The organism is Ferrimonas sp. YFM (assembly GCF_030296015.1).
GTDB lineage: Bacteria > Pseudomonadota > Gammaproteobacteria > Enterobacterales > Shewanellaceae > Ferrimonas.
The window spans coordinates 1580658-1603402 of record NZ_AP027368.1 but is presented as its reverse complement, the minus strand read 5'-3'; the positions used below and the strand labels follow the sequence as shown (position 1 = coordinate 1603402).

Genomic DNA, 22745 nt, shown 5'->3' with positions numbered 1-22745 from the left:
GATCAATCCTTATCCAGCTGCAGGGCATCATCCCGCAGCCAGAAATCATAAAAGTTGAACCAGTGGAGCGGGTGCTTGAGCACCTCACGCTCCAGTCGGGCGGCATAGTCGTCTATGCAGCGGCCAATCTGCGCCTGCCGCTCTTTTCTCGGTCCCTTGAGCGAATCTGACAGCTTCTCCATATGAAGCTCGGGGGTGGGCAGCCCCAACATCAGGTAGACCGGGCACTCCAGCACGGACGCGAGCACATAGGGCCCCACCGAGAAGGGTGCCGGCGCCCCGAGGAAGGGCGCATAGTGGACTCGGCCAAAGTTGCTGGCCGAGGTTCTATCGCCGGCGATGATCACCAGCTCACCGTTGGAGACCCGCTCCTGCAGCAGCATGGCGGTCTCCACACCAAGATCGTCCACCTGAAGCAGCTCAACCTGGGATTCCGGATTAAGCTCCTTGAGAATGGCGTTGAACTTGGCCGCATGACTGGTCAGGGCCAGCACATTGATTCTGGGTTTAAACTGACTCTCTGCCGCCGCCCGGAATATCTCGATATTGCCGAAATGGGCGGTCAGAATCACCGCTCCCCGGCGCTGCTCAAACAGCTCCACCAGCAGATGTCGGTTGGGGAACTGAGCAGGCCCCACATCCAGCCTTCCGCTCCAGGCGTCCAGCTTGGCCAGGGCAGCCTGGCCGAAATTCAGGAAATGGCGGTAGCTTTGCCAGTGGCCCGGCCTGGGTGCCTGTGGTCCCTGCTTGGCCTTGGCCACGCGGTAGAGGAAGTCTCTGGAGGCGCTTCTGGCCTGAGTCCCGGTCAGGTAAAAGTAGCCAATCAGCAGGGGCAGAAACCCCTGACACAGCCAGCGGCCACCATGGCGATAGAGCCACAGCAGAGTCTTCAGTCCCCACATGGCGCCACGCTCAGAGGCCTTGCTCCAGTGGCGGCTGCGGCCTTTGCGCAGCAACAACTTGGGCGCGCGCCACAGCATGCCAAACACCAGACGGGTATGCATCTTGCTGATCAGCCAGTTGTCTTGCAGGGCACGGAAATGAGACAGCCCCTGCTCCGGGTAGATCACCTTGGTGGGGCGCTGAATAAAGGGAACCCCCTGCCAGTGCATGCGCACCATGATCTCCGGATCGAAATCCATCCGGTCCCCCAGCTTCTGGCTGCGCAGCACCTCGACCACAGAAGCCAGTGGGTAGACCCTGAAGCCGCACATGGTGTCTTTGAGCTCCAGGCTCAGGGTCTCGATCCAGACCCAGACATGGGTCAGATACCTGGCCCAATAGCGGTGGCGAGGCACTGAATCATCATAACGGGGAATGCCGGTGATCAGCGCCTGGGGATGAGCCTGGCACAGCGCCAACAACTCCGGAAGATCGCCCAGGTCGTGCTGGCCATCGGCATCCACCTGAATCGCGTGGCTGTACCCCTGCTCGAACGCCCAGTGCAAGCCGGTCTTGACCGCGGCCCCTTTACCGCCGTTCTGTGGTCGCTGAACCAGCTTGACCCAGGGGCGGTCGCAGATCATTGCCGCCAACGCCTGACGGTGTTCCTCGGTCGAGCCGTCGTCCACCAGCACACAGTCGATGCCATGGCCCTCGAGGGAATCCAGCACCGGTGGCAGCTGTTTGCTGTGATTGTAATGGGGGATCAGCAGGCAGGGCGTCATGCACTCTCCGCTTCAAACACGATGCGACCGCTGGAATAGCGTTTATCGCCACTGAAATAGGCAAAACGCACCCGGGTGTCGTCGAGCCGTTCCAGCTCCAGAGTGACACTCTGTCCGGGCAACTGCAGATGCTGGAATTTAACCACGTCCAGGCGGGCACAATACTCCGCCATCTGGAAGGTCTGCTGAGCCTTGCGGATCGCCCACTGCAGTTGCACCACCCCGGGCAACACCGGGGCACCGTTGAAATGACCGCGAAAGTAATCCAGGTCTTGTGGAATCGTCAGCTCGAAGCTGTGCAAAGGGCCGTCCTGAGCATGGGCCACCCAGATAGGGTCAACCTTGGTTAACATCAAAAAGCTCCAATAAAGCGGTCCTGGGCAACTTGCCCTGACTGTTGTAGGGCAGTTGTTGCCGATAGCGCCAACGTCTCGGCAGGGTGACCCGTTCGAACTCGCCGATCAGGGCCAGCTTCAGTTTCTCTGACAGTCCCCGGTGGCCCATGTCTGCCAGGGCTTGTTGACCGGCGGCGGTCAGCTCCAGCGCCGCCCCCAGCTGGGCACGGCGACCAGGCAGCATCACCAGGGCCGCCTTGCGAACCAGGACGGACGACTCCAGGGCTCGCTCCATGGCCACCAGATTGACCCGTTTCTCCGCCAACTTGACCGTGCGGTCTGCCCGGCCGATGAGGCAAAACCCCTCTGGCGTCGGCTCCACCAGATCATCGGTAAGGTACCAGCCCTGGGGATCAATGAAGGCGGAGCGAAGCCGTAGCCGCTGGGCCTCAATCCGGGTTTCCACCCCGGGAAAGGGCTGCCAGGCAGGCTCTGGTTGAGCGCAGGAAGCCTGACGCCGGGCGATGCCCCCGGTTTCGGTGCTGCCATAGATCTCGACCACCCCTTGTCCCCAGGCCTGGGCTCGGGCAACGGCAGCCGGACGGGCCAAGGGGCCCCCTGAGCTGAAGGCCAGGCGCGGCACACCGCGTCCGTCCAGATCCCAGCGCTCCAATACCGAAGGGCTGGCCACCAGAACCGCAGGGGCGTGGCGCAACAGCGCGCCCTCTATGCACTCAGGGTAGAGCAGGGTCTGAGCCAGAAAGGGACGACCGCTGACAAAGGGCCAGAGTACACGAAACAGCAGGCCATAGATGTGCTGGTGCGACACACTGGCGATCAGGGTGCTGCCGGCCAACTGAGCGCCAAACATCTGTTCAAGGGCGCCCAGCTCCGCTTCTATCTGCTCCAGGGTCTTTTCCACCGGCTTGGCATCCCCGCTGCTGCCGGAGGTGAACAGCCTCAGCCTGCCCTGCTGGCTCCAGCGAAGGGGCTCAGGCTGGCCAGCATTGGGCTGCCAGTCATCGTCCATCTGCAGCTGGTGTTCTGTGGCCAGTTTGGCCAGGGTATCGGGTTGACCATTGGCGGGCAGCACCACCTCAACGCCGAGACCCAGCAGGGCGAGCAGGCGCACCAGGAAAACGCCGCTGCACTCACTGTGCAGCATGACCCGGCTTATCCCTGCCGGCACAGAACTCTGAACCCGAGCGATGTCGATGCGCAACTGGTCAAGATCAATGCTACCCTCGTCGGTGAGCACACAGCTGACACTGTCATCTCGCATCAGTGCCTGACCGATACTTAACCTCATTACACCGCCTCGTGCTTGGGACGCACCAGCCATTCACCGGCCATAAGTGTCCCCATCAATACATAAGAGATCAGGCCATTGTAGATGGCCCACCACTGCAGATTTCCCATCACTACGGTCGCCAGCGCCAGGCTGCCATTGATCACGAAAAACCCGCACCAGACCTGGGTCACCCGCTCCAGATAGGGCCGGGCAGCCTCGGGCAGATTGGGGTGGCGTAAGCGAGCGAAACGTTCAATCATGCTGGGGCCCCGTTTCAACGTCAGGGCGAAGGTCACCAGCATCACCAGGTTCACCAACACCGGATACCACATCAGCACCTGGTCCTGACGGGTCACGCCGTAGAGCACCACCAAGGCACACCCGGCCAGCGGCAACAATCTGCTGCCCGCCGGGGCCAGAATCGCTCTGGCCGCCAACACCAGAAACAGGAGGGCGGCCAGTATCATCCCGCCCCCCTGGTTCACCGACAGGAACACCAGGACGGGGTAAGCCAGCAGCAGCAAGGTTGCCACCACGGCCAACAGGCGTTTCATCACGCGGGAATCAGTTTTTCCAGGGCGTCCAGAACGTCATTGACGGTTCTCACGGCCTTGAACTCCTCGGGCTGAATCTTTACGCCTGAGGATTGTTGCAGCTTGATGACCAGGTCAACAGCATCGATGCTGTCCAGGTCCAGGTCTTCGTAGAGGTTGGCGTCCGGCTGAATGTCATCGGCGTCGATCTCAAACTCTTCGATCAGGATGGCGGACAGTTCCGCAAGCAGTTGCTCTCTGCGGCTCATTACAGGGACTCCTGTTTCTTCTGTGATTCGATAAAGTTGGCCAGTGCAGTGACACTGGCGAAGTGAGAGCGGGTATCCTCGGCGTTGGGATCCAGCTTCACACCGTATCGTTTCTTGATGGCTACGCCCAACTCCAGGGCGTCGATGGAGTCCAGTCCCAGGCCTTCAACAAACAGAGGTTCGTCAGATTCAATCTCTTCAGGGGTGATCTCTTCAAGTTCTAAGGACTCGATGATCAGTTGTTTCAATTCCAGTTTCAATTCGCTCATTCGGGTGTAGCTCCATGTTGTAACCAGCCTCCAGGCGACGAGTCAGTTGCCGTACCTGGAGGGACTCGGGTAATTCTGGGTCCGGGGCATAGATGACCTGTTCGCCCACCCTGAGATCGATGATGAATCGTCGGGGGGCCACATGATACCAAGGTGTTCCCTTAGTCAAAGTGGTCGGTGTGCAACGGATTGTAACCGGCAGCACCGGCGCTCGGTTACGTAAAATCAGTCTTGCCGCCCCGCGCTGCATGCTCACGGGATTGTCGGGGGTGGTGCGGGTGCCTTCTGGGAACACAATGAGGTTGTCACCCCGCTCCAAACGCTCTTTTGCGTCCCGAACCACGGATTCAGGGTCGTCGTTGGCAATGTAGCCTGCCGCCTTGATCACCCAGCGCATAAACGGGTTGCGCAGCAGGGACTGTTTGACGATGCAGTTGGTGTGAGGCACCACGGAGATCATTACCACCACATCCAGCAGGCAGGGATGATTGGCAATAATGATGCACCCCTTGGCCTGAGCCAGACGTTCTGGCTTATCCACCTGGACCCGGGTCACCCACAACAACTCCATGAAGCGGACAAAACCACGAAACATCAGATGCACGCACCGCTGGGCCCGGCGCTCCTTTACCATGGGCTGCCCGGGCAGCATCGCCAGCAGAGGGAAAAACAGCAGACCGGTCACCAGTCCGCCCACCCCGAAGAGGGTGAAGCTCAGGCCAGTCACCACAATGCGATAAAGATGATAGAGCTGCGCCATCATGACTCCAGGCTCCAGCGCACACGCTGGCGCTCCTGAGTCACCACAGACTCCCCTTCGCCCTTATGCAGCAGACTTAATAGCTGCCAGGCAGGCTGATCGCAGGGCTCTGGAGCGTCTGTGGTGGTTTCGGCCACCAATTGACGCACGCCGTTCAGAGAGAGCCTGATGCCCAGGGCGATCGCCGGCTCCTCGGTGCCGCGAAATCGCTCCGGCAGAGGCACATCCACATAGATGACCAGCACATCCCTCCCCGGCTCGAGCATGGCCCGGGCCTCTACCAGAGCGGAAAACAGGGTGTCGCGCCCTGCCGCAATAGAGGTGGAAGGTGCCTGATTTGAGAAATGGATGCCGTAGGCACCCGAGGCGGAGTTGTGCACTGACTGGCTGAACTTGGTGGGTGATGGGGCTTCACCAGCAAAGATGCCATTTAACATGGTCATCGTATGGGCCACCTCGCCATGCTGAGAGGCGAACACCGAAGGCAGGTCGTGAGACTCGTCCAGGAAGGAAGCAACATGAAGCGCCATTTTGGACAGACGAGTGAGCCTGCGGCGCTGCATCGCAGGCACCACACTGACAACAGGTGCGTCACCTTCATCTTTCCAGGGATACTCAGGCAGTGATTCCAGATCCATGGAACCCCCAGAACACCACCCTTTCCACTCCAGAACAGGGAATATCTGCTTCATGTTTTTCTTGATTTAAATTAAATTCGAAAGGCCGCTAAGCGCGCGCTACCATAGCCTTTTTTTACATATGTTACAACAAGAGGCCTCTGAATCAGAGTCACCAGCGATGACAATAACTCTAAATAGGTCCGTAATCACAAAATGCCAGAAGATTAGAGTGGGTCTGGCTGAATTTTCAGCGCCGTTAAACACCAAGAAATTAAAAGAACAACAAAGAGATGCGGTCAAAGCTCTGTTTGGCGAACTTAACAGCGATGGTGAGCTGCCAGACACCTGGTGCCACACCCCCTCTGGGCAGCCCAGATTCCTGGATTCCGACTGGCGAATCTCCATCAGCCACACCGGCCAGTTCGTCGCCGTCGCCCTGTGCCTGAATACTGCCATAGGGGTGGATATTCAATTAGAAAAAAATAATAAACTCCACCAGTATGCCGAATACCTTAAATGGCCAAAAGATCAACTATTTCCTCGTTGGTGCCTATACGAAGCGACCTTTAAGGCAACGCAAGATATAACGCCCGACCTGATCAAGAAAATTGGCGAAATAAATATCCCCTCGAATTCCGACCCCTTCCTCTGCTTGGATTCCTGGGCCCTTTGCTGGTCCCCGGTTACCGGAGTGAGTGCCAGCCTGGTATGCGGCGACAGTTTGCTCAAGCCTTCCATCTGTACTAACTTGAAATTCAGACCTTTATAAATAGAAACCCGCACTATCAGGTGAATCCATCACAGGTTGCCCTTAGGCCTCCTGAAGGAGACTTGAATGCGATTAATGCTGCTTGCCCTGCTGTCGATGAGCCTTTGCGGTTGCGGCCATCGGTTCTTCTACTCACCCAAGAGTGCCGATGTAATGCGCATAGGCCCAGGCATAGAGAACTATTTCCTGGACTCCCTCTCCGGCAACCAGTTACACCTTCAGCTGCATACCCCCTCAGGCGCCGCCAAAGCGCTGGTGATTCACTTTCATGGCAACAGTGGCCATCTTGACGAAACCGGAGAAAAGGCGGTGTGGCTGGTGGGCCAGGGCTATCAGGTTCTGCTGTTTGATTACTCAGGCTTCGGGCTCTCCAGCGGCAAAGCCACAAGAGATGTGCTGGCCCAGGACGCCCGCTCTCTGCTCGAACACGCCGTAACCCGGCCGGGCTTTCGCTCTTTGCCCAAAATCATACTCGCCACCTCCATGGGAGGCGCCATCGCCCTGGATGGGCTCTCAAGTAGCGGATTGGAGCAGCGCTTTGACCTGCTGGTACTGGACAGTTCCTTCGATGACTACCTTCTGCTGGCTCAGGACGTGGTGGGCACTTACCCCGGCGGCACACTCTGGCGTAGCCTGATGCCCCTGGTGGTCGACACAGATGGCGCCCCAATGGAGCAGATCACCGCCTTAAGCCATCTGCCTGTGGTGGTCAGTCATTGCAACCAGGACCGACTCATTCCAGCGCAGCGTTCCATCCAGCTCTACGGCGCGGTACAAACCCGGAAAGAGTTCTGGCTGATGCCCCACTGCGCCCATGCCAGAACCTTTACCGGCGAACACCCGGAACATCAACACAGATTGCTGCTCAGATTCAATCAACTGACCTCTCCCACCTTAGCTTCGCCGCCCAGCCAGTTGGCCGGCCCGCCTGTGCCCCCTTAGGGCAACGGAGAGAGACTACTCCCGCTCGTCAAGGGCCACCCGAGCCGGATCCGGCCTGGTCCACTGACCGCGCTGCCTGGCATCAGACACCACATAGCCGAGCATCACCCCGACACAGCTCAAGCCAATGGCGATACCGATCGCCTCCTGCGCCTGACTGGCAAAGAGCGCCACCGCCGCGCTGGCGGTAAAACTGATGCTGATCTGGATGCTGTTCTGCAGTCCCGCCCCCGTCGCCGGGCACTCCCTCGCCTGGCCCAGGGCACGGTTGACCGCGATGGGATAGAGGGCGCCATTGGCGGCGGCCAGCAGGCAGAAAGGCGCCAACAGCGGCCAGATGACAGGGATAGGCAGCAAGGACACAACCACCAACAGCAGGGAGGCAAACCCAAACAGCACCAGCAGCTGTTTCAGCACCCATTCATCCCCCAACCTCTCCACCAGGCGTTTGCCCAGATAACCGCCGGCCATAAAAGCCAGGGTCTGAGGCAGAAACACCATGGCGATGTCAGCGGCGCCGTAGCCCATTTCGGTCATCACCTTGGGCAGGCCGGTCAGAAACGCGAAGAAGGCGGCCGAGCCAAAGCTGTAGATCAGCACATTGCCCAGATAGCCTGGCCGTCGCAGCAGCAGAGCAAAGTCCGCCGCCACGCTCCCTTTGGAGGCATAAGGCTTGCGGCCAGGACGAGCAAGGGTGACCAACAGGCACGCCAGTCCCATCAAGGCCAGTCCGATGAATATCCCCTGCCAGTCAAACCACTGTATCAAGGCCACCCCAAGTTGGGGTGCCAGGGCCGGGGTCAGCGCCACCAGGGGCATGATGCTGGCAAACAGGCGCTGCGCTTCGCGGTCACTCTTCTCGGCGATCACCATCGCCTGCCAGATGACCGCGGCAGAGGAGACGCCCACCGCCTGCATAGACCGCAGGGCAAGCAGCTGCCAGATGCTGTGGCTGTATGCGATGGCCACAGAGGCCAATACAAACAGAGCCAGGCCCGCCAGCAGGGCATTACGATGGCCCAACCGATCTGACACCGCGCCCCAGAGGAGCTGACCTATGGCCAGACCCGCCAGAAACACCGACAGGGACAGCGCCACCGCTTCCGGGCCGCTGCCGAAGAAATCCTGCATCCGCTCGAAGGCGGGCAGATACATATCGGTAGCGACAAATCCCAGCATCGACAGGGCCGCCAGGTAGACCATCTCCAGTTTGGTGGTTTTCACAACAAATACCTTTCAACAATTTTCATCGAGCGAGGTGGCGCCAGCCCCATGTATATCAACGCCAGGGATTGTATTTGTCGTAATGAAGAAAATTAAACGATATTATCCTGGGTTATCGTTCAAAATATTTGATTGCTTATGTTTGCCAAAGCCGATCTCGAACTGCTGGATTGTGTCGCCCGCCTGGGCAGTTTTACTGCGGCCGCCGGTCAACTTCACAAGGTGCCCTCCGCCATCAGCTACCGGGTGCGCCAAATGGAGGGAGATCTGGGGGTCGAACTCTTCCATCGTCTGCCTCGCCGGGTCGAGCTGACCGAAGCGGGCCAGCACTTCATCGCCGAGGCCAGGGCGATGCTCAGGCAGATGGAGGAGGTCAAAGCCCAGACCCTGAGGGTCGCCAGCGGTTGGCAGCAGACCCTGCGCCTGGCCCTGGACAACGTGGTCAAACCCCACAGAATCACCGCCCTGATTCGGGACTTCTACCGCCACTTCGACAACGCCGAACTGGTGATCAGCATGGAGGTGTTCAATGGCGTGTGGGATGCCCTGGCCGATGGCCGGGCGGAGATCGCCATTGGTGCCACCTCCGCCATTCCCGTGGGCGGAGACTTCGGCTATCTGGACATGGGCGAGATCGACTGGGCCTTTGTGATGGCGGCCCATCATCCCCTGGCCAGCGCAGAGCACCTCAATGAAGAGGCCATAGGCCACTACCCCGCCATCAGCCTGGAGGACAGTGCCCGTACCCTGCCAAAGCGCAGTAACTGGCAACTGCCTCACCAGCGCCGGCTGATGGTGCCCGACTGGCCCAACGCCATCGCCTGCTTCAGCGAGGGATTGGGCCTGGGCTGTATGCCCCGCCACTACGCCGAGCCGCTGATCGCCCGGGGCATCCTGGTGGAAAAAAGCCTGCCCACCCCACGCAGTCCCAGTCATTGCTGCCTGGCCTGGCGCAAGGATGAGTCCAACGCCCTGCTGACCTGGGTGCTGGATTATCTTGGGGAAGATAGAGAACAGCTGAACCGGGAATGGCTGAACTGACCCCGGTGAAAAACCAGCTTACACATTTTTTCCTGTTTCCTTTCTCTTGAGATTCGGCAGTTTTCACCAATAAATCCGGCGCGTTAGCCTCAGTCTAAACAGCTGAATTAGATTTATTGGTCAGCCGTTCCCACCTGGCTCCTTCACAGGTTTTTCAGCGCTACGCGCCTATGGTATCTTGCCCGCGCCACAACACCCCGCCGCACCAAACTCATAACCAAAGCGGCCGTGGGATTCACCCTTAAGAAGGAAACCGTCCGTGTCATTTCGCTCCCTTTTCCTGGGGCTGTCGCTGATCGCCACCTCAGCCCTGGCCGCCGACCCGCTGCTGGTCGCCGGTGACAAGTTCCGCCAGCTCGAAGAGCTGCTGCCCACCCCCAACAGCTACCGCACCGCCTCCGGCGCGCCTGGCCACCAGTACTGGCAACAGCAAGCGGATTACCACATCGACGTAACCCTAGACGACGCCAATCAGAGCCTGTCCGCCAAAGAGATTATCACCTACACCAACAACTCCCCGGACAGCCTGCGCTACCTGTGGCTGCAACTGGATGCCAACCGCTTCCGTCAGGATTCCATGGCCAACCGGATGCGCACCGTGTCTGTGGCCGACGAAGGGGACAAGGCCAATCGCATCGACATGGGCAGCTACCGCCGGGAACTGATGACCCAGGTGCACCCCTCTGGCATCAACCTGACCCAGGTCAGTGGCAAGGGTGGCCAGCCCCTGAAGTACACTCTGGTGGACACCCTGATGCGGGTGGATCTGCCCACCGCCCTCAAGCCCGGACAGAGCTTCGAGCTCACCATTGGCTGGCAATACCGCATCCACGAGCAGAAAGCGTTGGGCGGGCGTTCCGGCTATGAGTACTTCGAGCGGGATGACAACTACCTGTACGAAGTCGCCCAGTGGTTCCCCCGCATGGCGGTCTACAGCGACGCCCACGGCTGGCACAACAAACCCTTCCTGCGCCATGGCGAGTTCACCCTGGAGTTTGGCGACTATGAGGTGAACATCACCGTACCCGCCGACCATGTGGTCACCGCCACCGGTACTCTGAGCAACCCGGAAGAGGTGCTGACCCGCACCCAGCGCCAACGCCTGGAGCAGGCCAGAGAGGCGGACAAGCCGGTGTACATCATCACCAAAGAGGAAGCACTGGAGAACGAGCAGCGCCGCAGCAAGGGCACCAAGACCTGGCGCTTCAAGGCGGACCAGGTGCGTGATTTTGCCTGGGCCTCCTCCCGCAAATTCCTGTGGGATGCCCAAGGATACAAAAAGGGCGGCACCGACACCCTGGCCATGTCCTTCTACCCCGAGGAGGCCACGCCGCTGTGGGACAAGTACTCCACCGCCGCCATCGTCCACACCATCGACGTCTACAACAGCTACAGCTTCGACTACCCCTACCCGGTGGCGATCTCGGTCAACGGCCCCGTGGGCGGCATGGAGTACCCCATGCTCTCCTTCAACGGCCCTCGCCCTGAGATCAACAAGGAAGACCGCAGCGACCGCACCTGGTCCAGGCGCACCAAGTACGGCCTGATCACTGTGATCATCCATGAGGTGGGCCACAACTACTTCCCGATGATCGTTAACTCCGATGAACGCCAGTGGACCTGGATGGATGAGGGGCTCAACACCTTCGTTCAGTACCTGGCCCAACAGGCCTGGGAGGAGGAGTACCCCTCCAAGGGCGGTGAGCCCCAGGAGATCATTTCCTACATGAAGAGTGAGGGTCAGGTGCCGATCATGACCAACTCCGAGTCGATTCTGCAGTTTGGCAACAACGCCTATGCCAAGCCTGCCACCGCCCTGAACATCCTGCGGGAAACCATCCTGGGCCGTGATCTGTTCGATTTCGCCTTCCGGGAGTACGCCGAGCGCTGGAAGTTCAAGCGCCCGATGCCGGCGGACTTCTTCCGCACCATGGAAGACGCCTCCGGTATCGACCTGGACTGGTTCTGGCGGGGCTGGTTCTACACCACGGATCACGTCGACATCAGCATCGACCGGGTGCGCCATTTCACGGTGAACACCAAGGATCCGGACATCGAGTCCCAGTGGCAGCGCCAGCAGCATCAGGAGAAGCCGGAAACCATCACCGAGCTGCGCAACCAGGGGATGCCTCGCTTCATCGATGGCAAGCCCGAGCAGCAGGACTTCTACAACGAGCACGACCAGTTCACCGCCACCAATAAGGATCGCAACGACTACGCCGAGATGCTGGCCAAGCTGGAGCCCTTCGAGCGGGAGCTGTTGCAGGATGACCACAACGTCTACCTGCTGGACTTCTCCAACCTGGGTGGCCTGGTGATGCCGATCATCTTGGAACTCAGCTACGACGACGGCAGCATTGAGCCGCTCATCCTACCAGCAGAAATTTGGGTGAAAAACGCCAAGAAAGTGACCAAGATGCTGGTACGTCCCATGGAGAAAAGACTCATCTCTGTGGTGGTGGACCCCCACTGGCAGACCGCCGACACCAATGTGGACAACAACCACTACCCGAGACAGATCCTGCCCTCCAGGCTGGAGCTGTTTAAGGAGAAAAAGAAGAAGAACATGATGCAGAAGTACGCCGAACCTCTGAAGGAGGACGCAAAGGAGAACCAATGAGACTCTGGCTTCTGGTCCTGGCACTGCTGTGCGGCGGTGCCTGGGCCCATAATTATCACTTTGGCCTGACTGAAATTGCCCTGAGTCGCAATGGTCAGTCCCTGGAGATCATCCACCGTTACAGCGCCCGGGACATGGGGCGAGCCCTGGAGCTGCCCGCCAGTCAGGGGTTCGCCGACGCAGAGATGCAGCTTGAAGCGTATCTGAACCAACACTTCAGGCTGGAGACCGATACCGGGCTGCAACTGCAGCCCAACTGGGTTGGCATCGATCCCACAGTGAAAGACCTCCTTATCTACCAGGAACTGCCCATCGGCGAATACCGGGGACAGCCTCTGACCATCACCCTGACCCTGTTGCAGGAGGTGGAGCCCAGCCAGGTGAATACCCTGAATCTTCAGGACTTTCGTCAGACTCAAAGTTGGCAGCTCAACCGGGCCCAGCCATCGGTGACCCTGATCCTGCCCTAGCTGTCCGGTGTCCGGATCCGGGCCATCAGCAGAGCATCCACGTAGCGACCGTCCCGGAAGGCATAGTCCCGGGCGGTCCCCTCCACCTCGAAGCCGTGCTTACGATAAAGCCCCAGGGCCGCCTCATTGTCGCTGTACACCTCAAGTTCGATGCGCCTTAACGCCAGCCAGTTGTCCGCCAGCTCCAGCAGCGCCGCCAGCAGCGCCGATCCCACGCCCCGGGCATGGAATTCAGGGTGCACCGCCATGCCCATGTTGGCGACATGCCGTCGCCTGGGTGACGCCATCAGCTCCAGTCCACCATTGGCCACCACCCTGCCCTCCACCTCGACCACCAGCACATGCAAATTATCCGGTTTGTTGGCCAGCCGTTCACGCCACATCTGCTCCGTGGGATGGGGCATCTGCAGGGTATTGCCATAACAGATCGGCTGCGCCATGGTCTGGGTAATGTCGGCGGCATCTTCGGGGCGGGGGGCGCGAATGATCATGGTGTCTCCCTGTTTTATGTTGTTGAATTCCAGCGGGAACCTATCTTTTTCTCATGATTCCAGCGCGTTGGCAACTGCCGCTTTGGCGTGTATCTCCGTGGTATCGAACAGGGGAACCCCGGTGTCCCCCTCGCCCACCAGCAGGCCAATCTCGGTGCACCCCAGGATCACCCCCTGAGCCCCCTCTGACGCCAACTGGTCGATCACCTCCAGGTAATCCCGACGGGACTGAGGCTCCACTTTTCCACGACACAACTCCTGGTAGATCACCCTATCCACCATGGCCCGTCCGGCCTCTCCGGGCACCAACACCCGGATACCTCTGGCTTCCAGGCGCTCGCGGTAGAATGCCTGCTCCATGGTGAAGCGCGTCCCCAACAAGCCGACGCAGTCTATGCCGGCATCCAGCAGGGCATCGGCGGTGGCGTCGGCGATGTGCAGCAAAGGGATCGCCACCGCCTCCATCACCTGATCCGCCACCTTGTGCATGGTATTGGTGGCGATCACCACAAAATCGGCGCCGGCAGACTGCAGGGCCCTGGCCGCCTGCGCCAAAAGCTCTCCCGACCTTTGCCAGTCGCCACTGCTCTGCAGAGCTTCAATCTCCGCAAAATCCACACTGTAGAGCACCAGTTTGGCGCTGTGCAGCCCTCCCTGGGCGGCGGCGACCCCGCGGTTGATCAACTGGTAATAACTGACGCTGGACTCCCAGCTCATGCCGCCAATGATGCCTATGGTTTTCATATGTCCTCGATTCTCATAACCCAACTGCTTCAGGGTAGGCCTGGGCTCTTCCTAGCGCTTGGACAGAATTGCGCTTCGGCTCACAGCTTTGCTTGCAACTCCAATTAAGACTCAACAATTCTGTTGATTTTCAATTAGAAAGCTTAACAGTCAGGCCGTGAATTGAGTATGATTTATCCAGCGTCTCTCGGAGGGATACCATGAGAATTGCACTGCTGATGATGATACTGGCCGCCTCTCTTCCTGCCTGGGCCAGGCACGCCTACCCCAAGTTCTATTTCCAGGTAGACCACATTCGCTCCTTCGAGTACGCCATTTCCGGCAACCACTGGTACCCACCCACCGCCGAAAACCAGCGTGTCCTTCAGGGGTTGATGGCCCTCAACACCAGCGGTGAGCAGCGGCAGTTGGTACGAGATCTCAGCCGGGACCCCAACCTGGAGCGGGGCCTGCGGCAACTCGGCGGTGAGTTGAGCTGCCTGGTCTACCGTTACCTTGCGAAAGAGGGGGAGCGACCACTGTGCTTCGACGCCGCCTCCAATGACAGCCGCCGCAAACAGACTACCCCATTTTTCGACCGGAACAGTCCCTATCATCAGGAGCCTCTGGAGCTGACCTACCCGGAGCGTGCCGCCTCCTATCTCAGCTACAGATTCAGAATGACGGTGCCCTCCGGCAGTCGCTATGACCTGGATAATCCCTTCTACCCCCTTCACAGGCTGGGGTACGGCATGGGGGGCAACAACAGTGATGCCCTGATTGTTACTGTGTTCCTCGAGGTGCTGACCGAAAGCGAGAGCGGCCTTTGGCAACCCGTGACCCTCAGTCACACTCAAATTCCCCTCTATCTGCACCTGCCCTCCCAGCGGGCCATAGGTAAAAGTGGCAGCCTGACCGCCGCGTTTGATCTGGGCAAGAGAGAAGTGCGGCTGCTGGATTACACCGGCCAAAGGTGGTGACTCGGCGTCAGCACAGCCTCATTTTTGCCAACTGCGATTTATCCAAGGCCGCTCAGGTTGGCTTTGGAGTGTCAGAAGTTTACTCACCGCTATAGTAAAGCACTGCCATAGGCTGGAAGTTGCACAGCAATTGTCCGCAGTCTCTCAAATCAAACCTTAACCATCTTCTGCTCAGCCCATTTATTCGAGCTGTAATATTGGCATCGACTTTGGCTAACGGCAGCCTCCTTCAACTGATTAAATAATATTCAAGCCCAAAGCGCACACCTGGATAATCTAGTATGAGCAGCAACCAATTAAATACGCCCGCACATCACGATAACCATATGTTTTAATTAAATATAACTAACAACCCACCAACTAAAGGTCTCGACGACACCCTGGCATTAATTTGAGTTCTACCTAAACAATTTGTTAGCATTCGTCCCGCATTAAGACGAATAACAACGAAAAGTAGATTTGAGAACAAATCTTTTTGAGAGGATTAATGAGTAACCCCATAGATAAGTACAGTATCGATAATACTGACTATACCGTTGGTCAAGACAACATTCAGAAGTGGGGGTTTGATGTCCATAACCCTGTATTCGGCATCAGTGCCGGCCTGATTCTTCTTTTCCTGGCAGCCATCCTGATCAGCGATGCCGCCACCGCCAAAGCCGCCCTCGACGGCATCAAGTGGAAAATCATAAACAACTTCGACGCCCTCTTTATGTGGTCGGCTAACCTGTTCCTGATTTTCTGTTTATGGCTGGTGGTCAGCCCCTACGGCCGCATCCGCCTTGGCGGTGCCGACGCCCGTCCCGAACACTCCAACCTGTCCTGGATGGCGATGCTGTTTGCCGCCGGCATGGGCATCGGCCTGATGTTCTGGGGCGTTGCCGAGCCCGTTGCCTACTTCACCGGCTGGTATGAGACGCCACTGGGCGTGGAAGCCAACTCTCCGGAAGCGGTCAAAGTCGCCATGGGCGCCACCATTTTCCACTGGGGCCTGCACCCCTGGGCGATGTACGCCGTGGTCGCCCTGTCCCTGGCCTTCTTCGCCTTCAACAAGGGGCTGCCCCTGTCGATCCGCTCCATCTTCTACCCCATCCTGGGGGACAAGACCTGGGGCTGGTTTGGCCACATCATCGACATCATGGCGGTGCTGGCGACCCTGTTTGGCCTGGCGACCTCCCTGGGCCTGGGTGCCCAACAGGCCACCAGCGGCATCAATCATGTGTTTGGCACCGAAGGCGGCATCGGCATGCAGGTTGGCGTCATCGCCTTTGTCACCGGTCTGGCGGTGGTCTCCGTGGTCCGGGGCATCGAAGGCGGCGTCAAGGTACTGAGTAACGTCAACATGCTGGTGGCTCTGGCCCTGCTGGTGTTTGTGACCCTGGTGGGCGCCGCCGTCGCCTTCGGCAATCTGGGGCAAACCCTGCTGGGCTACGCCGAGAACCTGCTGCCCCTGAGCAACCCCCATGGTCGGGAAGATGAAGCCTGGATGCACGGCTGGACCGTGTTCTACTGGGCCTGGTGGATCTCCTGGTCTCCTTTTGTTGGCATGTTCATCGCCCGGGTGTCCAAAGGCCGCACCGTGCGTGAGTTCCTGATTGCAGTGATGTTTATCCCCACAGCGGTGTGCATCATCTGGATGTCGGTATTTGGCGGCATCGCCATCGATCAGATCGTCAACAAGGTGGGCGAACTGGGCACCAATGGCCTGTCGGACATCACCCTGGCGCTGTTCTACACCTATGATGCCCTGCCCTGGAGCACCTTCCTGTCAGTAATCTCCATCGTGCTGATCATGGTGTTTTTCATCACCTCTTCCGACTCCGGCTCCCTGGTGATCGACAGCATTACCGCCGGCGGTAAGGTGGACGCCCCTGTACCTCAGCGCATCTTCTGGGCCACCATCGAAGGCGCCATCGCCGCGACTCTGCTGTGGATCGGCGGCACCGAAGCGATTCAGGCCCTGCAGGCGGGCACCATCTCCACCGCCCTGCCCTTCACCTTTATCCTGCTGATGATGTGCGTCAGTCTGGTCAAAGGCATGAAGACCGAGCCAAGAGGGTAACCTCACATTCCGGTTCCAAGGGGCGCAGCGGCGCCCCTTTTTGTTGGCCCGCGACCAACCACCAGACAAAAAAAGCCCCGCCAATGGGCGGGGCTGGAAGCTGTGAACTTCAGGCTTAGAAGTAGTAGCCGAAGTTGATGTTCACCCGCTTGTTGGTGTCACCACTGCCCACCAGGGTGCCGCCGATAAAGGGCTGATTCTCAGCAACCACAAAATCCACGTAGGTGTAGAGGGCACCGGCACTGATCGCCATACCGGTGACGTTCATGAAGGTGTCGTCCAACTCGCCCGGCTTGTCGGTCATCAGGGAGTAATCGTTGTAGAAGGTCAGGTTGGTGACCGGGCCCATCTTCACCGGCAGGCTGTAAGCGATGTTGGCGGTGTAGGTGATCGCTTCTGCGGGAATGGAGTCGTAGAAGGCATAAGCACCAACCACCATCTGCTCCACATCCATGCCATCGATGTCGTACTCGTAGTCGGATGCCTGAAGCTGAACGTTCCAGGCACCGTAGTTGATGACGCCGTGAACCGCTGCAGCCCAGTGGTCGCCATCCATGTTGCCATCCACTTCCAGCTCACCAAACTGACCGGACAGGCCCAGCTCTACCGAGCCGCCGTCCAACTCCAGGGTATGGGCGTAACGGAGGTTGAAGGTGTTGGTTTCCCCCACCTCCAGGCTCGGCGCATCGTAGGTGCCTTCGCCTTCAAGGCGCACCCCAAGCACGTCATAGGAGTAACGATCGCTGCGCTCAGACACATAACCATCGATGCCGCCCTGCTCATCGTTCTTGTAGAACGCCACATCCAGTCGATTTCGTTTGGACTCAAACTTATAGTTCAGGCCCATGTCATAGTCATCTTCCAGGCCAGTGTAAAAGTTTGAGCTGAAGAAGAAGCTGTGAGAAGCGTAAGGCAGAATACCGAAGGGCACCTGGGTGACACCGATCTGACCACTCTGAGTGTCGCTGAAATCATAGCCGACCCAGGCGTGGTGCAGCACATCCATGTATTGATACCAACGGTATTGAGCGGACAGCGTCAGGTCGCCGATCTTACCATTGGCATCTAACCTGAACACATCAAAGTCGAAGTCTCCGCCTCTGTCGCTGTTGTCATCGCTATAATCTTCATAGCTATATTGGAATCGAGCCGCACCACCCAAGGTGATCCCTCCCTCATCCTTCTCCTGCTCGACCGCTTGCTGACGCTTCTCCAGCTCATCGACTCGCTGCTTGAGCTCCTCGATTTCACTGGTTTGAGCGGCAGCCGCGGCAGAGAAAATCATACCGATGACAATGGCCAGTTTGGTTTTCATTACAACGCGTCCTAAATGAAATTATGAATGTTCCAACAGACGCCCCGAACCACATTCCTGTAACGGACGGGACGCAACAGCGTCACATGTTAACGAACCAATCATTTGATCTCAAATGATTATGCTGACTTCAGGCACAAAAAAGGGCGGCTTACGCCGCCCTTTTATGGGGTTTCAAGTTTACTTCACTGTATCCGGAGAGGCGATATCCAGCAGAGGTGCCGCATCCAGGGTTTCTGCATCCATCATATAGGCAACACGCTGCATGGAGGAGAGAATCTGGGTCTTTTCCCAATCGTTGAGGTTCTCGAAACGATCGATGAACTTCTCATGCAGCAGTGGTGGCGCCGACGCCAGCACCCGGCTCCCCTCCTCGGTCAGCCTGGCATTGACGATACGCTTATCGGTCTGACTTCGCACTCGCTCAATCAACCCACGATCCTGCAGTCGATTCAAGATGGTGGTGACCGTTGCCGGGCTCAGGGAAACGTCGTTCGACAGACGGCGCACCGTCACATCCCCGAGAGTATCAATGGCTCTGAGTACCATGACCTGGGGAATGGTCAGCCCGCAGGCTTTGATCATTCTTTTAGACTGCAGGTCGGTCGCCCGGATGATGCGCCGAAGTGCCACAAGCACCTCAGGCCAGTATTGTGCCTCAGGCATGTTCTTCCTATACAAAATTCAACAGATAATTGCCGAGTATATTCACCCTCGGACTTTAGGCAACTAACTTATTGCCCTTAACTGAATTTACCTCTGCATCACCCGAAAATGCCCCTGAAAAGAACGTCATGCCCTCCCCCTGGAGGAACCGAAAACCCTGGCCTAACCCTCATCGTAGGGGTTGGCCAGAGTCGCCTTCAGAGAGTATCCCGCCGCAAAGGTTTCCATATCATAGGTCACCGCACTGAGGGTGCCTGTCACCCATACCGCGTCCCAGACAATGTCCTGAGGCAGTCCTTCTGGATAGTTCACATAGACGATCTGGTTGGTCGGTGGCGGCGGCACGTGGATGCAGGCCCCATAATAGGGAACCAGAAGGAACTCGGTCACCTTGTTTTCGTCCCCTTCCAGGGGAACCACAAACCCGGCCAGTCGCACCTCCTTGCCATTGAGGCCCTCCACTACACCGCCATAGGTCTGCACCCAGTCGATGGGAGCACTCTCATCGGCAAACATGGGGTGAATGGCATTGGAGGGTGGAGGTAAGGGATTATCTCGCTCCTCGGCGGGGATCAGATCCTCCCACTCCAACACCTTAACCTCGGCACTAACCATCTGGGATACCAGGGCCAGGACAGCCAACAACAGATATCGCATTTTCATTTTTCTCTCCTTACAATCTTTGGGTCAGGCCATCACTGAGGGTATGGCGGTAGGCTCGCCAGGCGGGCAAAATCCCGGCCAGGGTACCGGCCAACTGCACCGCCCCCATCATCCACAGCACAGAATCTGCGGGCATGCCAAGGCTCAGCTCCAGACCATACTGACTCCTTGCCCAGGGCGCCAGCACCAGCACACTCAATTGAGCCAGCAGATAACCGAACAGGGTTCCAATCAGGCTCAGCAGCGCCGCCTCTCCCCACAACAACAGGAAGATGTGTCTGGGCCCGGCCCCCATGGCCCTCAATATGGCCATCTCCCGACGCCGCTCTCCCAAACTGGCCAGCAAGGTGGTCAGCATGCCCGTCAGGCCCACCGCCACCACAAAACCGCAAACGATGGCCAAAGCCCGCTCCCCTTGAGACAGCAGAGCCCACAACTGGGACAGGGCCATACCGGGCAAGATGGCAGACAAAGGCTCAGAGCGGTTGTTATTGATGGCCCGCTGGACCCCCAACAGTCTCAACTTGCTCTCCAGCCCGACCAGGAAGGCGGTGATGGTCTTGGGAGTCAGGTCATACTGGTCCACCTGATCGCCACTGACCGCATAGCGGCGACTGCCCCCCTGCCATCCCAGATGGATCGCTTCTATGGCTTCCAGAGACACGTGCAGGCTTCGGTCCACCGGCGTGCCGGTTGGCGCCAGAATGCCCACCACGGTGAAAGGCATCTCATCGTGTTTGGAGAAGCTGACCGACGCCCCGGCGCCGTGGGAGAGCACCAGTTTGTCTTCAAGCTGGTAACCCAGCTTGGTGGCCACCTCGGCACCCAGGACCACATCAAACAAGCCTTCGAATCGGGTCCCCTGGGCCAGAGCCAGAGACTGTCCCTTGCCATATTGATAATGGTTGAAATAATTCAGGTTGGTACCCACCACCCGGTATCCCTTATGGGAATCCCCCAGGGCCAGGGGAATGGTCCAGGCCACACCCTTGGTACCCGCCAGCCTCTGGTAAGTGTCATAGCCGATGTTGTTGGTGGCATCCCCCAAGCGGAACACAGAGTAGAGCAGCAGATTGATGCTGCCACTTCTCGCCCCCACCACCAGATCCGTGCCTGAGATGGTGTTGGCAAAACTCTGCCTGGCCTGGGTTCTGACCATCTCCACCCCGATAAACAGGGCGACAGAGAGGGCGATCACCGCCAGGGTCAGTCCGACACTGGTGCGGCGGTTGGCCATGCTTCGTGTCATCAGGCTCAACATGGCAGCACCTCGGTGACTTGCTGATTGACCACCAACTGGTAGCCGCGCTCCACCACTTCGGCCAGCGCCGGGTCATGGCTGACCAGCAGCAAGGCCGAGCCTGACTGGGCACACTGCTGCGTCAGCAACGACAGGAAACTGTCTCTGGCCTTGGGATCCAAGGCCGAAGTGGGCTCATCCGCCAGAATCAGCCCTGGCGCACCGATCAGCGCCCTGGCAACCGCCACCCGCTGCTGCTGGCCTACGGACAACTGAGTCACCGGCTGACGATGCAGGCCCTCATCCAGCTCCATGGCGGTGAGCAACCGGCGGGCTTCCCTGGCAGGATTGTCGAGTCTGCGCCGGCGCTCTTTTGAAAACTTCAGTGGCATCAGCACGTTCTCTTCCACATTCAGATAGGGAAGCAGATTAAATTGCTGAAAAATGATCCCCATGGACTCCGCCCGCAGCCGATCCCGGCCCACCGCAGACAGGGCAGACAACTCGTCCCCTTCCAGCTTGAGCTTCCCCTGATAGCCGGACAACACGCCGCTGATCAGATTGAGCAACGTCGACTTACCGCTGCCAGATGGCCCCTGCAGCAACACCCTCTCCCCGGCGTTCAATACCAGCTCATCCACCCTGAGCTCACGCCCTGAACCTGGCCAGTGGTAGCTCAGGCCCTCTATGGCCAATTGAGTCATGATGCCCCCTACCAGCTCAGGGTGCTGTGCTGGCGACTGAGCTGGCCTCCGCCACTGCCCTGGGCTGTCAGCCGCTGGACCGTCAACGAGTGCAGCTCAGGAAACTGGTCGAACAGGCCCACCTCCAGTTGATTCAGGGCCGAGGGGGCCTTACAGCGCCACTGCCAACTGACCTCCAGCTCCATATGACCGTGCTCCGTAGGATGATCCAGCCCTTCGGGCCGACTCAGGCTGACCCCGTCAGGACGGCACTGGGCCTCACCGTTCAGGCTGAACAACCCATGGCCCGTCTCCAGTTGAGCCAGCACCTGCTCCACCTTAGCCCACTGGCTCTCATCGGCCGGTGCATGCTCAAAGCCCCACAGAGAGTGGGTATCTACCTCCAGGCTGACCTGCACCAGGTTCTGGTCCTGGACCAGAGTCAACAGGCCCTGGCCATGCAGGTGGGCCTGATGCTCTTCAAATTCGTGGTGATGATGATCTTGGTGGTCCGACGCCATTACGCCGATCGGCATCTGAACTAAGCCAATCAACAGGGCAACCTGACCCAGTTTTGTGTTGGTTCCCATAGAGAAACTCCGTCTATGAATCGAAAAAAGGGTGGGTTCATGACAGAGCAATGGGTGGATCGCGGTTGCCTCTGTTTTGGGGCACAGGCTGAACCAGGGGGCGGAGCTCGGGCACCACCCTGTTCAGAAACGGCGAGGAGGCAGGCCAGGTGACCCCGGACAGGCCAGTTGCCTGAAACCAGTGGTCAATCAGCAGGGCGTGTACACAGGGTACGCCCGCCTCGTGATGATGCAGTGCCTCCTCCAACCCCTGGCTGGCTAACATCGACAGATTGGCTGTCCAGATCATCAGAACCAGGACCAGGGCCCGCTGTGGTTTGGCGGTCTTGGGCATAGAGACTTGAGGCACTTGGGGGAAAACTGACATAAAAAGAGATCTATACCATCCATAGCAGTTCAGCAACAGCAAAGAGTTGTAACCGGAGGCGTCACCTGAACTGACTGATACCACAGGCCAATAGCCACCTGGGCAAGATTAAGCTAAGTCACTGGCCTAGCTATGCTAAATAGGTATTCGCCGTC

At 58.6% G+C, this 22745-nt stretch carries 25 protein-coding genes; 7 read left to right on the top strand and 18 right to left on the bottom strand.

Translation table 11 applies throughout. The features are described from left to right. Positions 1-2 precede the first annotated feature (2 nt). The 8 genes from QUE41_RS07520 to QUE41_RS07485 are packed head-to-tail and all read right to left on the bottom strand — an operon-like array spanning position 3 to position 5762. Entirely contained in the window at positions 3-1667 is a 1665-nt protein-coding gene (locus QUE41_RS07520) for a glycosyltransferase family 2 protein (protein ID WP_286342257.1), read from the bottom strand. Next, positions 1664-2020, bottom strand: coding sequence for an ApeI family dehydratase (locus QUE41_RS07515; RefSeq protein WP_286342256.1), 357 nt, complete (start codon positions 2018-2020; stop codon positions 1664-1666). Before QUE41_RS07515 ends, QUE41_RS07520 begins: the two co-directional genes overlap by 4 nt. After that, positions 2004-3311 (bottom strand): AMP-binding protein, encoded by a 1308-nt coding sequence (locus tag QUE41_RS07510; RefSeq protein ID WP_286342255.1) that lies wholly within the window; start codon positions 3309-3311, stop codon positions 2004-2006. Before QUE41_RS07510 ends, QUE41_RS07515 begins: the two co-directional genes overlap by 17 nt. After that, the gene (locus QUE41_RS07505) at positions 3311-3847 is read right to left on the bottom strand and encodes a COG4648 family protein (protein WP_286342254.1); all 537 of its coding nucleotides are present in this window, start codon (positions 3845-3847) and stop codon (positions 3311-3313) included. Before QUE41_RS07505 ends, QUE41_RS07510 begins: the two co-directional genes overlap by 1 nt. Further along, a complete protein-coding gene (locus QUE41_RS07500; protein WP_286342253.1) occupies positions 3847-4095 on the bottom strand; it encodes an acyl carrier protein in 249 nt (82 codons plus the stop codon). The genes QUE41_RS07505 and QUE41_RS07500 overlap by 1 nt, the downstream gene beginning before the upstream one ends. Next, the gene (locus tag QUE41_RS07495; RefSeq protein WP_286342252.1) at positions 4095-4364 is read right to left on the bottom strand and encodes a phosphopantetheine-binding protein; all 270 of its coding nucleotides are present in this window, start codon (positions 4362-4364) and stop codon (positions 4095-4097) included. Before QUE41_RS07495 ends, QUE41_RS07500 begins: the two co-directional genes overlap by 1 nt. Next, a complete protein-coding gene (locus QUE41_RS07490) occupies positions 4309-5124 on the bottom strand; it encodes a lysophospholipid acyltransferase family protein (protein ID WP_286342251.1) in 816 nt (271 codons plus the stop codon). The genes QUE41_RS07495 and QUE41_RS07490 overlap by 56 nt, the downstream gene beginning before the upstream one ends. Continuing rightward, positions 5124-5762: a beta-ketoacyl synthase chain length factor gene (locus QUE41_RS07485; protein ID WP_286342250.1), complete on the bottom strand. Its 639-nt coding sequence runs from the start codon at positions 5760-5762 to the stop codon at positions 5124-5126. The genes QUE41_RS07490 and QUE41_RS07485 overlap by 1 nt, the downstream gene beginning before the upstream one ends. Positions 5763-5973: 211 nt before the next feature. Between QUE41_RS07485 and QUE41_RS07480 the strand changes: the two genes are divergently transcribed. Together QUE41_RS07480 and QUE41_RS07475 are read left to right on the top strand one after the other, a co-directional pair. Further along, positions 5974-6513, top strand: a complete 540-nt coding sequence (locus QUE41_RS07480; protein ID WP_286342249.1) for a 4'-phosphopantetheinyl transferase family protein — start codon at positions 5974-5976, stop codon at positions 6511-6513. A gap of 66 nt (positions 6514-6579) precedes the next feature. Next, entirely contained in the window at positions 6580-7455 is an 876-nt protein-coding gene (locus QUE41_RS07475) for an alpha/beta hydrolase (RefSeq protein ID WP_286342248.1), read from the top strand. A gap of 15 nt (positions 7456-7470) precedes the next feature. Here the strand turns inward: QUE41_RS07475 and punC are convergent, their stop codons facing one another. Then, positions 7471-8679 carry a purine nucleoside transporter PunC gene (gene punC, locus QUE41_RS07470; RefSeq protein ID WP_286342247.1) on the bottom strand — a complete coding sequence of 403 codons (1209 nt, stop codon included), beginning with the start codon at positions 8677-8679 and terminating at the stop codon, positions 7471-7473. Positions 8680-8817: 138 nt separating this feature from the next. On the opposite strand from punC, the gene punR reads away from it, so the two are divergent. The 3 genes from punR to QUE41_RS07455 all read left to right on the top strand — a co-directional run bounded on the left by punR (position 8818) and on the right by QUE41_RS07455 (position 12810). Further along, positions 8818-9720 (top strand): DNA-binding transcriptional activator PunR, encoded by a 903-nt coding sequence (punR, locus tag QUE41_RS07465; RefSeq protein WP_286342246.1) that lies wholly within the window; start codon positions 8818-8820, stop codon positions 9718-9720. 259 nt (positions 9721-9979) lie between these two features. Continuing rightward, entirely contained in the window at positions 9980-12340 is a 2361-nt protein-coding gene (locus QUE41_RS07460) for a M1 family metallopeptidase (protein WP_286342245.1), read from the top strand. After that, a complete protein-coding gene (locus QUE41_RS07455) occupies positions 12337-12810 on the top strand; it encodes a DUF6702 family protein (RefSeq protein ID WP_286342244.1) in 474 nt (157 codons plus the stop codon). Before QUE41_RS07460 ends, QUE41_RS07455 begins: the two co-directional genes overlap by 4 nt. On the opposite strand, the gene QUE41_RS07450 is transcribed toward QUE41_RS07455, so the two are convergent. Together QUE41_RS07450 and QUE41_RS07445 are read right to left on the bottom strand one after the other, a co-directional pair. Next, positions 12807-13301 (bottom strand): GNAT family N-acetyltransferase, encoded by a 495-nt coding sequence (locus QUE41_RS07450; protein ID WP_286342243.1) that lies wholly within the window; start codon positions 13299-13301, stop codon positions 12807-12809. The two genes, QUE41_RS07455 and QUE41_RS07450, sit on opposite strands and share 4 nt — an antisense overlap. Positions 13302-13352: 51 nt before the next feature. Further along, a complete protein-coding gene (locus QUE41_RS07445; protein WP_286342242.1) occupies positions 13353-14045 on the bottom strand; it encodes an aspartate/glutamate racemase family protein in 693 nt (230 codons plus the stop codon). A gap of 200 nt (positions 14046-14245) precedes the next feature. Between QUE41_RS07445 and QUE41_RS07440 the strand changes: the two genes are divergently transcribed. Continuing rightward, positions 14246-15004 (top strand): hypothetical protein, encoded by a 759-nt coding sequence (locus tag QUE41_RS07440; protein WP_286342241.1) that lies wholly within the window; start codon positions 14246-14248, stop codon positions 15002-15004. Between the two features lie 487 nt (positions 15005-15491). Then, on the top strand, positions 15492-17066 hold the full coding sequence (locus QUE41_RS07435; protein ID WP_286342240.1) for a BCCT family transporter: 1575 nt from the start codon (positions 15492-15494) through the stop codon (positions 17064-17066). Between the two features lie 115 nt (positions 17067-17181). Here the strand turns inward: QUE41_RS07435 and QUE41_RS07430 are convergent, their stop codons facing one another. From QUE41_RS07430 to QUE41_RS07400, 7 genes are all read right to left on the bottom strand, one after another. Next, entirely contained in the window at positions 17182-18381 is a 1200-nt protein-coding gene (locus QUE41_RS07430; protein WP_286342239.1) for a carbohydrate porin, read from the bottom strand. A 180-nt stretch (positions 18382-18561) separates the two neighbouring features. Further along, positions 18562-19047 (bottom strand): MarR family winged helix-turn-helix transcriptional regulator, encoded by a 486-nt coding sequence (locus QUE41_RS07425; protein ID WP_028108279.1) that lies wholly within the window; start codon positions 19045-19047, stop codon positions 18562-18564. A 162-nt stretch (positions 19048-19209) separates the two neighbouring features. Beyond that, positions 19210-19710, bottom strand: coding sequence for a DUF3299 domain-containing protein (locus QUE41_RS07420; RefSeq protein WP_286342238.1), 501 nt, complete (start codon positions 19708-19710; stop codon positions 19210-19212). 10 nt (positions 19711-19720) lie between these two features. Then, complete coding sequence (locus tag QUE41_RS07415; protein ID WP_286342237.1) at positions 19721-20971, bottom strand: ABC transporter permease; 1251 nt, start codon at positions 20969-20971, stop codon at positions 19721-19723. After that, positions 20965-21654: an ABC transporter ATP-binding protein gene (locus QUE41_RS07410; RefSeq protein ID WP_286342236.1), complete on the bottom strand. Its 690-nt coding sequence runs from the start codon at positions 21652-21654 to the stop codon at positions 20965-20967. The genes QUE41_RS07415 and QUE41_RS07410 overlap by 7 nt, the downstream gene beginning before the upstream one ends. Positions 21655-21662: 8 nt before the next feature. Further along, a complete protein-coding gene (locus QUE41_RS07405; protein WP_286342235.1) occupies positions 21663-22223 on the bottom strand; it encodes a ZrgA family zinc uptake protein in 561 nt (186 codons plus the stop codon). Positions 22224-22260: 37 nt separating this feature from the next. Continuing rightward, on the bottom strand, positions 22261-22557 hold the full coding sequence (locus QUE41_RS07400) for a hypothetical protein (protein ID WP_286342234.1): 297 nt from the start codon (positions 22555-22557) through the stop codon (positions 22261-22263). Positions 22558-22745: the final 188 nt, after the last annotated feature.